The organism is Bacillus glycinifermentans (assembly GCF_001042475.2).
Taxonomy (GTDB): domain Bacteria; phylum Bacillota; class Bacilli; order Bacillales; family Bacillaceae; genus Bacillus; species Bacillus glycinifermentans.
In genome coordinates, this window is the sequence record NZ_LECW02000004.1 from 357,574 (window position 1) to 370,411 (window position 12,838).

At 47.2% G+C, this 12,838-nt stretch carries 12 protein-coding genes; 2 read left to right on the forward strand and 10 right to left on the reverse strand.

Translation table 11 applies throughout. The annotated features are described in order from the left end of the window. Positions 1–8: 8 nt before the first annotated feature. The 9 genes from dnaJ to gpr all read right to left on the reverse strand — a co-directional run bounded on the left by dnaJ (position 9) and on the right by gpr (position 10,876). Positions 9–1,136, reverse strand: coding sequence for a molecular chaperone DnaJ (gene dnaJ, locus AB447_RS04720; protein ID WP_046131778.1), 1,128 nt, complete (start codon positions 1,134–1,136; stop codon positions 9–11). A 174-nt stretch (positions 1,137–1,310) separates the two neighbouring features. Then, the gene (gene dnaK, locus AB447_RS04725) at positions 1,311–3,143 is read right to left on the reverse strand and encodes a molecular chaperone DnaK (RefSeq protein WP_046131777.1); all 1,833 of its coding nucleotides are present in this window, start codon (positions 3,141–3,143) and stop codon (positions 1,311–1,313) included. Between the two features lie 23 nt (positions 3,144–3,166). Then, entirely contained in the window at positions 3,167–3,757 is a 591-nt protein-coding gene (grpE, locus tag AB447_RS04730) for a nucleotide exchange factor GrpE (protein ID WP_046131776.1), read from the reverse strand. Positions 3,758–3,834: 77 nt separating this feature from the next. Continuing rightward, a complete protein-coding gene (hrcA, locus tag AB447_RS04735; protein WP_046131775.1) occupies positions 3,835–4,866 on the reverse strand; it encodes a heat-inducible transcriptional repressor HrcA in 1,032 nt (343 codons plus the stop codon). 80 nt (positions 4,867–4,946) lie between these two features. Next, positions 4,947–6,086 (reverse strand): radical SAM family heme chaperone HemW, encoded by a 1,140-nt coding sequence (hemW, locus tag AB447_RS04740; RefSeq protein ID WP_048355477.1) that lies wholly within the window; start codon positions 6,084–6,086, stop codon positions 4,947–4,949. Positions 6,087–6,146: 60 nt separating this feature from the next. After that, positions 6,147–7,985 (reverse strand): translation elongation factor 4, encoded by a 1,839-nt coding sequence (gene lepA / locus AB447_RS04745; protein ID WP_048355476.1) that lies wholly within the window; start codon positions 7,983–7,985, stop codon positions 6,147–6,149. 141 nt (positions 7,986–8,126) lie between these two features. After that, a complete protein-coding gene (locus AB447_RS04750; protein ID WP_048406543.1) occupies positions 8,127–8,450 on the reverse strand; it encodes a YqxA family protein in 324 nt (107 codons plus the stop codon). Between the two features lie 15 nt (positions 8,451–8,465). Continuing rightward, complete coding sequence (gene spoIIP / locus AB447_RS04755) at positions 8,466–9,668, reverse strand: stage II sporulation protein P (RefSeq protein WP_048355475.1); 1,203 nt, start codon at positions 9,666–9,668, stop codon at positions 8,466–8,468. Positions 9,669–9,769: 101 nt separating this feature from the next. Beyond that, positions 9,770–10,876: a GPR endopeptidase gene (gene gpr, locus AB447_RS04760; protein WP_048355474.1), complete on the reverse strand. Its 1,107-nt coding sequence runs from the start codon at positions 10,874–10,876 to the stop codon at positions 9,770–9,772. Positions 10,877–11,080: 204 nt separating this feature from the next. On the opposite strand from gpr, the gene rpsT reads away from it, so the two are divergent. Further along, a complete protein-coding gene (gene rpsT / locus AB447_RS04765; RefSeq protein ID WP_048355473.1) occupies positions 11,081–11,347 on the forward strand; it encodes a 30S ribosomal protein S20 in 267 nt (88 codons plus the stop codon). A gap of 55 nt (positions 11,348–11,402) precedes the next feature. Here the strand turns inward: rpsT and holA are convergent, their stop codons facing one another. Next, positions 11,403–12,443, reverse strand: a complete 1,041-nt coding sequence (holA, locus tag AB447_RS04770; protein WP_048355500.1) for a DNA polymerase III subunit delta — start codon at positions 12,441–12,443, stop codon at positions 11,403–11,405. A 232-nt stretch (positions 12,444–12,675) separates the two neighbouring features. On the opposite strand from holA, the gene AB447_RS24995 reads away from it, so the two are divergent. Beyond that, entirely contained in the window at positions 12,676–12,807 is a 132-nt protein-coding gene (locus AB447_RS24995) for a YqzM family protein (RefSeq protein ID WP_048355472.1), read from the forward strand. Positions 12,808–12,838: the final 31 nt, after the last annotated feature.

Below are 12,838 nucleotides of genomic sequence, written 5' to 3' on the forward strand. Positions count from 1 at the left end.
TCCAATCATTAATCACCTTTAAAGGCGCGTTTTACTTTGTCAAAAAAACTCATTTCCTGTTCATCCGGCACATTTCCGCTCACTTCTGCGAACTCGCGGAGAATGTTTTTCTGGGCTTCCGTTAAATTGGTCGGCGTGACCACACGGACGACAATGTGCTGATCGCCTTGACCATATCCGCGGACATTTTGCACGCCTTTTCCTTTTAAGCGGAACTTTGTACCCGTTTGCGTTCCTGCGGGAACCTTTAATTTCACTTTTCCGTAAAGAGTGGGCACTTCGATTTCGTCCCCGAGCGCAGCCTGTGCGAAGGTCAAAGGCATCTCGCAGTAAATGTCATCTCCGTCGCGCTCGAAAAATTCGTGCTCGCGAACGCGGAAAACGACGAATAAGTCACCAGACGGTCCGCCGTTTATGCCTGGTTCACCCTGTCCGGCGACCCGAAGCTGCTGGCCGTCATCCACGCCTGCCGGAATGGTGACATTGATTTTTTTGCGTTTTTTCACTTTTCCTGTGCCGCCGCACGTTGAACACTTATGCTTAATTTGCTTTCCGGTACCGTTGCAATAATGACAAACTCTTCGGTTGACGACTTTGCCGAAAGGTGTCGACTGCTCCATGTTCAGCTGGCCAGACCCTCCGCAGTGTGAGCAAGTTTCCGGTTTTGTTCCCGGTTTTGCACCTGAGCCGTGGCATGTTTCACACGTTTCCTCGCGCGGGATTTCGATCGTCGTCTCTTTTCCGAAAGCAGCTTCTTCAAAGGACAATGTCATCGTATATTGCAGGTCTGCTCCCTGCCGCGGGGCATTCGGGTCTCTTCTCCGTGTGCCGCCTCCGAATATGCTTGAGAAAATATCGTCAAAACCGAAGCCGCCGAAGTCGCCTCCGCCGAAACCTCCGCCGCCGAATCCCTGATTTGGATCGGTATGGCCGAATTGGTCGTAGTGCGAACGTTTTTGATCATCGGAAAGCGTTTCGTATGCTTCCTTGACTTCTTTGAATTTATCAGCCGCTCCTGCTTCTTTGTTAATATCCGGGTGATATTTTTTGGAAAGCTTGCGGTAAGCTTTTTTTATCTCATCTTTTGAAGCGCTCTTACTTACCCCAAGCACCTCATAGTAATCACGCTTACTCATCTCTTCACACTCCCGATTTTCTCACATAAATTAGATTGTATCATTTCAAATTATGTTTTTTCAATTCCTTTTGTCCTTAAGGAAGAAAAAAGTCAAAGTCAAGAGATCCTGACTTTGACTTTTATCGTCATGTGCCATGCTTAGGCAATACCCGCACAGCCGATTCTATTGTTCTTACTTTTTGTCCTGGTCGTCGTTCACTTCTTCAAATTCAGCGTCTACGACATTGTCATCCGCTTTTTTCGCTTCTCCGCCTTCCTGAGATTGCGCTTGTTTAGCGGCTTCTTCGTAAAGCTTCACTGAAAGCTCTTGAACGATCGTTTGCAGCTCTTCTTTTTTCGCCTTGATTTCGTCAAGGTCATTTTTCTCGATTGCGCTTTTTAGCGCGTCTTTTGCTTCATTCGCTTTTTTCACTTGTGCTTCATCCGCTTTGCCTTCAAGGTCTTTCAGCGTTTTTTCGGTTGTGAAGACAAGCTGGTCTGCTTCGTTGCGAATCTCGATTTCCTCTTTTTTCTTCGCATCGGCTTCGGCGTTTTCCTCAGCTTCTTTGACCATGCGTTCGATCTCTTCATCAGAAAGACCTGAGGAAGATTTGATCGTGATGTTCTGCTCTTTGCCTGTTCCTAAATCTTTCGCACTTACGTTGACGATACCGTTTTTGTCGATATCAAACGATACTTCGATTTGCGGAACACCGCGCGGTGCCGGCGGGATATCTGTAAGCTGGAAGCGTCCGAGCGTTTTGTTGTCGGCAGCCATTGGGCGCTCACCTTGTAGCACGTGAATGTCAACCGCTGTTTGATTGTCGGCCGCTGTTGAGAACACTTGTGATTTGCTTGTCGGAATTGTTGTGTTGCGGTCGATCAGTTTGGTAAACACGCCGCCCATTGTTTCGATACCAAGAGATAATGGCGTTACGTCAAGAAGAACAACGTCTTTTACATCGCCAGTGATGACGCCGCCTTGGATCGCTGCACCAAGCGCAACAACTTCATCAGGGTTTACGCCTTTATGCGGCTCTTTGCCCGTTTCTTTTTTGATTGCTTCCTGTACGGCAGGAATACGCGTAGATCCGCCGACAAGGATGACTTTGTCAATTTCGCTTGCAGAAAGATCTGCATCTTGAAGCGCCTGACGGACAGGGCCCATCGTGCGTTCTACCAAGTGTGAAGAAAGCTCATCAAATTTAGCGCGTGTCAAGGTCAGTTCAAGATGAAGCGGACCTGCATCCCCTGCTGTGATAAACGGCAGGGAAATTTGTGTTGAAGATACGCCGGAAAGGTCTTTTTTCGCTTTTTCAGCAGCATCTTTCAAGCGCTGAAGCGCCATTTTGTCTTTGGACAGATCGATGCCGTTTTCTTTTTTGAATTCTGATACGAGATGGTCGATGATGACTTGGTCGAAGTCGTCTCCGCCGAGACGGTTGTCGCCCGCTGTAGCGCGAACTTCAAATACGCCGTCGCCAAGCTCAAGAATCGAAACGTCGAATGTACCGCCGCCAAGGTCGTATACAAGAATCGTTTGATCTTCATCCGTTTTGTCTAAGCCGTAAGCAAGCGCAGCCGCAGTCGGCTCGTTGATGATCCGCTCGACTTCAAGTCCGGCGATTTTACCGGCGTCTTTTGTCGCTTGGCGCTCCGCATCGTTGAAGTATGCAGGAACGGTAATTACGGCTTTAGAGACTGTTTCACCAAGATAGCTTTCAGCATAAGATTTTAAATGCTGAAGGATGATCGCAGATACTTCCTGTGGCGTGTATTTTTTGCCTTCGATTTCAACTGTATAATCTGTGCCCATATGGCGTTTGATCGACATGATCGTATTCACGTTCGTGATGGACTGGCGTTTTGCCACTTCACCCACTTGCCGCTCTCCGTTTTTAAATGCTACAACTGACGGAGTCGTGCGGGCTCCTTCTGGGTTAGGGATGACTTTCGGCTCTCCGCCTTCAAGCACTGCAACGCATGAGTTCGTTGTCCCTAAGTCAATTCCGATAACTTTGCTCATGAAAATAACCTCCTGCTATGTAGTTATTGATTTACTTTTACCATAGAAGGACGGATCACCCGGTCCTTAAGTTTATAGCCTTTTTGCAGCTCCTCAACGACTGCATTCGATTCATATGCTTCATCCTCAACCTGCATCACGGCCTGATGCAGATTCGGGTCGAATTGTTCGCCCACAGAAGGAATGATTTCAACGCCTTCGTTTTGAAGTGCATCCAAAATTTGACGGTGCACCATTTCCATTCCTTGCAGCAGGCTTTTCGTCTGTTCGTTGTCAGGATCGATCCCGAGGGCGCGTTCAAAGTTGTCGAGCGCCGGGAGCAAATCGCTGATGATGCGCTGTGAACGGTATTTTTCCGCGGCTTCAAGGTCAAGGCGGGCACGTCTTTTGTAATTTTCGAAATCCGCCTGAACACGTAAAAGTTTATTTTCTTTTTCATCAAGACGTTCTTGAAGTTCTTTCAGTTGTTTTTCAAGCAGTTCAGTTTGGTTTTCTTCAGCCTGTTCATCGGCTTCAGAAGCGGCTTGTTCTGCTTCAACTTCAGCTTCTTCTGCTTCCGTCTGATTCAATTCTTCCAGTTCCTCTTGTTCCTGGTTTTGTTTTTCTTCTGCCATCTGTGTTCACCTCCCTTAAAGGTACCTTGCATATGTAGAGAAGGGAGAGCTCCCTCCTGCCTGCTTTCAGTACTGCCTTACCCATCATACAAACTCGTCAGCGCTTTTGACAAGTCAGATGATACATGCTGGAGCAATCCGACGACACGGGCATAATCCATGCGCGTCGGTCCGATGACCGCGATCGAGCCGATCTGCTTTGAACCGAGCGTATAAGTGGCGGTAATCAGACTGCAGTTTTCCATTTCTTCGTAATCATTTTCTTTGCCGATTTTAATGGTGATTCCGGCTTCCGTCGATTGGAAAAGCCGCAGAACTTCCTGTTCTTTCTCAATAAGCGACAACAGCGATTTCACCCTGTCGATATCGTGAAATTCGGGCTGATTCAGCATATTAATCTTGCCGCCGAAAAACAAGCGGTCGGTTTGGGCCGAAGAATCAAGCGTAGCCGCGAGCGCATGCAAAATATCGTCATAGTTACGGATATGCGCACGCAGGAAGATGACCACTTCCTTAAAAATTCTGTCTTTAAGCTCTGATATCGGGACGCCTGCAAGGCGTTCGTTTAATATGTTAACCAGCTTTTCGAGGTCTGAAAGGTCGACCTCCGCCGGAAAATTAATCGTTTTATTCTCGACGTGTCCCGTGTTTGTCACGAGAATGGCGACAGCCTTATTCGGCTGGATCGGCACGATCTGAATCTGTTTCAAATGATTCTCGCTCAGCCTTGGCCCGAGGACAATCGATGTATAATTGGTCAGGTCTGATAAGACTTGAGCTGACTTTTGCACGGCTTTTTCAAGCTCAAAGATCTTTTCCTTGAAGATGGAATGTATTAATTTCAAATCCGTCTTTGACAGCTTTCCAGGAGAAAGCAAATGATCAACATAATAGCGATAGCCTTTTTCAGAAGGAATCCTGCCTGAAGATGAATGGGTTTTTTCGATAAATCCAAGCTCTTCCAAGTCAGCCATTTCGTTTCTGATCGTAGCCGAGCTGAATGTGATGTCTTCCTTTTTAGAAAGCGTTCTTGATCCCACCGGCTGAGCTGAACGAATAAAATCGTTGATGATAACCTGCAAGATTAACAGCTGACGATTTGTTAACATCCATATCACCCCTGTTAGCACTCACGACACCCGAGTGCTAATTGTATATCAAAATTACCAAACCCCAATCAAAATGTCAATTATAACTCACCCAAGAATGCCTGAAACACTTCATTTCCCAGCAGCTTTCCGCCGTGTGTCAAACGAACGCTTTTTTCCGTATTCAAAATCAGTCCTTTTTCTTCAAGTGAACGCAAAACGTCCGGGAAAAGGCCGTCAAGAGGCGTTCCGTATTTTTCGAAAAACCGCTCTTTGCTTACGCCGGCTGTTTTCCGCAGGCCGAGAAACATCTCTTCTTCAATCTGTTCATTTCTTGTCACGGGATGGCTCTCCTTATAAGGAAAACCGGTTTTGTCGATAAGCTCGATATAATGCTTGACAGGGCCCGCGTTTACGGTTCGTTTGCCATTGATATAGCCGTGGGCGCCCGCTCCGAAGCCAAAGTACTCTTCATTGCTCCAATATGTGAGGTTATGCCTGCTTTCAAACCCTTTTTTCGCGAAGTTGCTGATTTCGTACTGGTGTATGCCGGCTTCGGCCATCGTTTTCATGACGAGCTCATACATCTCCGCCTCCTGCTCTTGCTGCGGCAGGTGAAGGCGGCCTTTTTTCATCAGATTGTAAAAAACGGTTTTCGGCTCCACAATAAGCGAATAAACCGAATAATGCTCAGCGTCGAGAGACAGTGCGGTCTCAAGCGATGCAGCCAGATCGTCAATCGTCTGTCCCGGCAGCCCGAACATGAGGTCAAGGCTGATGTTTTCAAATCCGGCCTCCCTCGCCCTTTCAAAGGAAACGAACACATCTTTTTTCTCGTGAACCCTGCCGATTTTCTTCAGCAGCTCATCTTCAAACGTTTGAACGCCGAAGCTCAGCCTGTTTACACCGGCTTGCTTCAATACGTTCAGCTTTTCTGACGACAGATCGTCCGGATTGGCTTCCACTGCAAATTCAACGAGGTTTTCGCCCGGTTTTAAAACCGAGTTGACTGTATCAAGCAACCGTTCAAGCTGAACGGCCGATAATGAGGTCGGAGTGCCTCCGCCAATAAAAATCGTTTTCAGCTCGGGGGCCTCGATGGCTTCCATTGTATTGGACATTTCCTTTTCCAAATAGCGCAAGTAGTCGTCAACAGGCTGGCTCTGAATAAAAAATTTATTAAAATCGCAATAATGGCAGATGTGTTCGCAAAACGGAATGTGGATATAAGCGGATTTCATTATGTTCACCTTCTTTTACGGAAAGAAGCCGCAGTGTGTTAAGCTGCGGCGGAAAAAGGCCTATGATTTCTGGCTGCTGTCGTCCATTTTCAGCACAGCCATAAAGGCTTCCTGCGGAACTTCGACAGAGCCGACCTGTTTCATTCTTCGCTTTCCTTCCTTTTGCTTTTCAAGCAGTTTGCGCTTTCTGGAAATATCTCCGCCGTAACATTTCGCCAGAACGTTTTTGCGCATCGCCTTGATCGTCGAACGGGCGATGATCTTTTGGCCGATGGCAGCCTGAACCGGCACTTCGAATTGCTGGCGCGGAATGAGTTCTTTCAGCTTTTCGACGATTACCTTTCCGCGCTCATACGCATAATCGCGGTGAACGATAAAGGAAAGTGCATCAATTTTTTCGCCGTTCAGCATGATGTCCATCTTGACGAGCTTAGACGGCTTATAGCCGATCAGTTCATAATCAAATGACGCATAGCCTTTTGTGCTCGATTTCAGCTGATCGAAAAATTCATAGACGATCTCAGCCAGCGGAATTTCGTAAATGATGCTGACCCGGTTGGCATCGAGGTACTGCATGTCGATGAACTGGCCGCGCTTATTTTGGCACAATTCCATGACCGCACCGACAAAGTCGTTCGGCACCATCATCGTTGCTTTCACGTACGGCTCCTCAATACGCTCAATCTTCTGCGGATCAGGCATGTTTGACGGATTGTCGACGATGATCTTTTCGCCGTCAGTCATGTAAACGTCGTAAATAACGCTCGGCGCCGTCGTAATCAAATCAATCTTAAATTCGCGTTCAATCCGCTCCTGGATGATCTCCATGTGAAGCATGCCCAAGAATCCGCAGCGGAAGCCGAATCCTAAAGCCTGAGAGGTTTCCGCTTCATATTGAAGTGAAGAGTCGTTCAGCTCAAGCTTCTCAAGCGCTTCCCGCAAATCGTTGTATTTCGCGGTGTCGATCGGATACAGTCCGCAATATACCATCGGATTCAGCTTTCTGTAGCCGGGCAGGGCTTCCTCGGCCGGGTTTTCCGCGCTCGTGATCGTATCCCCTACGCGGGTGTCTCCCACGTTTTTGATCGCCGCTGTCAGGAATCCGACATCGCCGACCGTCAATTCATCGGCAGGAACGGCTTTCGGCGTAAATACACCGACTTCCGTGACTTCAAATTCCTTCCCGGTCGCCATCATCTTAATTTTCTGTCCGGCCTTTACAGTTCCCTGGACAACCCTGATATAAGCGACGACTCCTCTGTAGGCATCATAGAGGGAATCGAAGATCAAAGCCTGTAAAGGAGCGTCGGGATCTCCGTCTGGAGCCGGAACTTTTTCAACGATCTGCTCCAGTATCTCTTCGATCCCGATGCCCGCTTTGGCGGAAGCAAGGACCGCTTCTGAAGCATCGAGGCCGATGACATCTTCCACCTCTTGGCGGACGCGCTCCGGCTCTGCGCTCGGCAAGTCGATTTTGTTAATGACCGGCAGGATTTCAAGGTCATTGTCAAGCGCAAGGTAAACGTTTGCGAGCGTCTGCGCCTCGATTCCCTGGGCTGCGTCAACGACGAGAATCGCGCCTTCACACGCGGCCAAGCTTCTTGACACTTCATAGGTAAAGTCCACGTGCCCCGGGGTGTCTATGAGGTGAAAAATATATTCCTCTCCGTCTTTTGCTTTATATTTCAGCTGAACGGAGTTGAGTTTAATGGTGATTCCTCTTTCTCGTTCCAAATCCATCGAGTCGAGCAACTGCTCTTTCATTTCCCTTTGAGTGATTGCCGCCGTTTTTTCCAGTATACGGTCTGCCAGCGTTGATTTCCCGTGGTCAATATGGGCGATAATAGAGAAATTGCGAATTCTCGACTGTCTTTGTAATCGTTTTTCTTTGTCTGTCACACTAATCACTCCTACTATGAAACGCAACATGCGCTAGCTTAGATTATATCAATAGGGGTGTAAAGATTCAATGTTTAGAAATCCTCAGGTCAAGTCGCAAAAAAGAAAAAACGAGTTCCCCTGGAACCCGTTCTCTTTGACTTATTCCGTTTTGTCCTTGATCCAGTCATACAAAGACCTGGCTGAGTTCGTGACCGAGTCTGCCAGCGCGCGGCCGGCCTGGGAAAAAAAGTTGAAAGCTTCCAATCGTTCAAGCTCCTTCTGTTTTTCTTCCAAATCGATTTTGTGCCCGAGAACGGAAGCCTCCTTCGCTTCTCCTTCAGAAATGCTGAGCGCTCCTTTTAAATCAGGGTCTTTATAGCCCTTCATTTCCAGCATCCCGTTATTCGCCTGCTGCATGCCGACGAGAACGCCGAAAAACATGACAGCGGATGCCAATATGCATTTTCCTATAAAAGAAGCCACCGTTATCACCTGTTTCTATTGTTTTTTCTTATCGTCTTCACCTGAGCCTGCATCGACTTTTTCCGCCTCCCAGAACATCTCGCTGAACACGTCGGCCGTTGCGTCTGCAGCCCGTTCAAGCTCCGCCCGATTATTATCGACGCCCCCGAATTCAATTAAGATCGAATGCTCGTTTAAGTCCTGGTTATATACGCCATTATCCCCAGGATCGCCTTTTGATATAACGCCGCGGCTTAAGCCCGGATATTTTTTTTCAAGGCGTTCATGCAGATCTTTTGCCAGCTTTAAATTCGCCTCAAAATTAGAGCTTTTTTTGCCGATGACAAATGCGATCCGCGCATAGCTTTTTCCTTTTATCGTCGTGGTGGTCGCTTTTCTGCGCTGCGCATCCCGGTGAATATCGATAAAATACTGCAGATCCTTGTTTCGGGCCATCGCTTCTTTAACGACAGGCCTTGCTTCATCATAGGAGCGCGGATAGCTCCAGCCTTTCTTTTTCAGATTCGCTTGAATGTCCGTTTTATCCACCTTTGCCCCGACGCCTTGAGATTCCAAAGCATCAGCGAGCATATCGCTGACAAGCGTGACATTCGCTTTTGAATGAATGGCCATGTTGGGATTGGTTTCCCCCTTTAAAAATGGCAGATACGATTCGGTATTATGCGTGTTATAAATAAATACCACTTTTCGGTCGCCGGTTGACTGCTCGGGAGGTTGTTTGTTTTCAGCGTCTTCTTTCTTTCCTTCAATCTCTGCAAGATTTGCTTCTCTTTCTTCTTTTAAGACTTCGGTCGGCGGCGCAGATTCAGAAGGCATGTTCGTATAATCGGTCCCTTGTCCAGCTACGAGAATGTCTGAATCAAAATGCGAAAAACCTGGAAGCTCGCGGCCGAGAAAGCTTCGCGGGTCTTTCAAATTAATGCTCGTCGCCAGTTTTAGAACAAGCGGCGAAAGCTCAATCCTTTTATTCGGTTCAGGCAGCTCTGATGCAAAATACCGGTTTTCCATCCCTAAAATGTGTCCAAACGCTTCACCCGCCAGTTCATCCGTCACCCGATATAATGACGAAGATGGTCTCAGTTCAGGCCGGAGAGATGTGAGCACCCCTGACAAAATGAACACTAAGAGCAGGCCGGCAATAAACAAGAAGACTGTTTTCACCGCGGTTCCAGCGTTTACGGCCAGCACAAACTGACGATTTCTGCCTCTTTTTTTCATCGCAATCCCTCCAGAGCTTGTCTAGTAAATAGACTATGAGCAAGATAGAGGAAGTAGAACAAGCCATTGGGCGAAAAAAATCAGGCGGCTTATTCAGCCGCCTAGTGGTTGTACATGCCTTTGTTGTCCTGTGAGACTTTTTCATGCAGCGCGGTGTTCAGCCCGTTTGCAATGACGTTTGCCATGTCATCGATGAACGAATCGACTTCTTTCGGCGTTACCATCAAATTATGGCCGAGCGGTGCGAGCACTTCGTAAATGAGCTGCCTTTTTTCATCTTCTCCAAGACCTCCGACGATTCCGAGAAACGATTTGCGCTGCTGTTCATCCGGGAGGTCTTCCTCTGTCAAAACCTTACGTTTTCCGAAAGTCATTCCTGCAGGCACAAGCGATCGGGACGGGCTGTCATCTCTCATCTCTCTTCCGAAATGCTTCAAAATATAATCGATCGTATCGCTTGTAATCGTAACCGCATCGACAACGGTCGGAACGCCGATGGCGATGACCGGGATCCCGAGCGTCTCTTTGCTCAATTCTTTTCGTTTATTCCCGACCCCTGATCCGGGATGAATCCCGCTGTCAGAAATTTGAATGGTTGAATTGACGCGGTCGATCGCCCTTGAGGCAAGAGCATCGACCGCAATCACGAAATCGGGCTTAGAACGGTCGATCACGCCTTGGATAATATCGCTCGTCTCGATTCCCGTCAGCCCCATCACGCCCGGTGAAAGCGCGCTGACCGGGCGGTAGCCTTCCTCCACATTTTCCGGCTGAAGCTTGAATAGATGCCTTGTCACAAGGAGACTTTCCGTGACAAGCGGTCCGAGCGAATCAGGGGTTACATTCCAGTTGCCCAGCCCGACGATTAGACAGCTCGCATCCTGCTGAATGCCCAAATAGTCAAGAAAAGCGGAAAACTCCTTTGCAAACAAATTGATGACCTTTTCTTGAAGAGCCGAATCCTGCTGCCTGATTCCCTGCGTTTCCAAGGTTAAATAGCGCCCTGCTTTTTTGCCGGACAGCTTTGCCCCTTCTTCGTCAATATCCATCGTCTGGACTTTGATTCCGTCCTGCTCATATTCTTTGACCTTAAACCCTTTTAGTTGTTGCCGGGAAGACGCTTCTCTTTCTTGCGCCAGATCCTTTGCTTCAACGGCTAAATCGGTTCTAACGGTATATTTGCTCAAGTCAAGCTTTTTCTTCTCCATATTTGCATTCCCTCCAAAAACATAACTGTAAATAGTGTTCCCTGCCGTAAGTGCAAACATTCCCGGAAGCGTCCTTTCAAATAAAAATACTTTACATTTATATTGCAATCTAAAGGTGTGTTTGATAGAATACAATTTGTTCTATTGTGGAGATCTAACCTATAGAAAAAGGAACAGAGGTTATTTCTTAGGAGGTGAAACACATTGCCAAACATTAAATCAGCGATCAAACGCACAAAAACAAACAATGAGCGCCGCGCACACAATGCGACGATCAAATCTGCAATGCGTACTGCGATCAAACAAGTTGAAACACTTGTAACCAACAACGAAGCAGACAAAGCAAAAGCAGCTTTATCCGTTGCAGCGAAGAAAATCGACAAAGCAGCGAAAAAAGGTCTTGTCCACAAAAATACTGCGGCTCGTTACAAATCAAACCTAGCGAAAAAAGTGAACGGACTTTCTGCATAAAAGAAAGCTTGGCCCTGCCAAGCTTTTTTGCTTGCTATTTAAAAAAAGCGGCCTCCTAGAGAGAGCCGCTTTTTTCACTCGGCTGCAAAAGCTTCAGCAAAAACAGCTCAAGCAGCAGCTGCTTGTCCTTTTTTCCGGTCTTCATTTCATAATCCATCACGGCGAGCTGCTCCATAATGCTTTTGAGCTCTGTTTCGGAAAAGAGCCTCGCCTGATCGATCGCCAGCTTGATTCTGAAAGGATGGACTTTCAGGTTTGAGGCAATTTGCTTCTGTCCGTATCCTTGCTGCGAAAAATATTTCGTTTGCAATATGAGGCGGAACTGATTGGCGATCAACGCCATCATTTTAATCGGTTCTTCATTCTGCTTCAAAAGGTCGTAAAAAATCTGAAGCGCCTCCGTCCGCCTTCGATTGACGACCTTGTTGATCAATTCAAAAATATTCTGCTCAAGCCCCCTTGCGACGAGCTTTCTGACGTCTTCCAGCAAGATTTCATCACGGTCTCCGATATATGTACTGAGCTTTTTGACCTCTTGAGCAATGGCCGACAGGCTCGCATTGCACAGAATGACGAGCTCTTCCGCCGCGTCTGAATCGATTTGCTTCCCCTCTGATTTGGCGAGGCCTTTAATAAAGTCGGCCGTTTCAGGCCCGTTCAGCTCCTTTGCCTCGACCATATCCGCGTGTTTTTTCAGCAGCTTTGTCAGCTTTTTTCGTTCATCAAGCTTTTCGTACGGAGCCAGCAAAACGAATACGGAATACGGCGCAGGCTGCGCAATATAAGCTTCCAGAGCCTCAAGGTTGTGCTCAGGCTTGTCTTTCTTTTTTTCAGCCGTTAAAAAAGTCGGATTTTTGGCAACGACGAGACGCCTCTCCCCCATAAAAGGAAAGGTTTCGGCATCCTCAACGGCAAGATCGAGAGCATCTTCTTCCAGGTCAAATACGGAAAGATTAAAGTCTTTCGTTTCTTCGTCAACGACGGCTTGTCTAATCCTTTGAACCGTCTCCTGCAGCAGATATGTCTCTTTTCCGTACAAACAATAAACAGGATGAATATCGCCTTTTTTTAAGCTTTTCCAAACATCAAATACCATCATCTGTACTTTCCTCTCTTTCATCCTTCTCTTCTATCCTAAAGCGTGTTTTGCAAATAGTAAAGAGAGAAACGGAGTCATCCGCTCTCTCATTTATAATAAACGCCTTCTATAAACCCCCGGGTCAGTTTATAAAAGACGATGTTCATAAAATGTAGAAAACGGTTGCAGGAAGCTTCTAGATTTTTCTAAAGAATTGAATTATACTGGATACAAATAGGAGGGGTAAATTGTGAATGAATTTGAAAAAGACGTACAAAGCAAACGTAACGATCTTGTAGACTCGGGTGTCGGTTTTGTCGTGAGTTTTGGATTCTTTGCTGTGATGTTTATCATCGCTACTGTCATACATCTGGCCGGATGATCAAAACCGGATTGACTCCGGTCGCATATGT

What these genes read in the sequence shown, in the direction of transcription:
- dnaJ (WP_046131778.1), bottom strand. Translation starts at nt 1,136, where the DNA reads ATGAGTAAGCGTGATTACTATGAGGTGCTTGGGGTAAGTAAGAGCGCT.
- dnaK (WP_046131777.1), bottom strand. Translation starts at nt 3,143, where the DNA reads ATGAGCAAAGTTATCGGAATTGACTTAGGGACAACGAACTCATGCGTT.
- grpE (WP_046131776.1), bottom strand. Translation starts at nt 3,757, where the DNA reads ATGGCAGAAGAAAAACAAAACCAGGAACAAGAGGAACTGGAAGAATTG.
- hrcA (WP_046131775.1), bottom strand. Translation starts at nt 4,866, where the DNA reads ATGTTAACAAATCGTCAGCTGTTAATCTTGCAGGTTATCATCAACGAT.
- hemW (WP_048355477.1), bottom strand. Translation starts at nt 6,086, where the DNA reads ATGAAATCCGCTTATATCCACATTCCGTTTTGCGAACACATCTGCCAT.
- spoIIP (WP_048355475.1), bottom strand. Translation starts at nt 9,668, where the DNA reads ATGAAAAAAAGAGGCAGAAATCGTCAGTTTGTGCTGGCCGTAAACGCT.
- gpr (WP_048355474.1), bottom strand. Translation starts at nt 10,876, where the DNA reads ATGGAGAAGAAAAAGCTTGACTTGAGCAAATATACCGTTAGAACCGAT.
- holA (WP_048355500.1), bottom strand. Translation starts at nt 12,443, where the DNA reads ATGGTATTTGATGTTTGGAAAAGCTTAAAAAAAGGCGATATTCATCCT.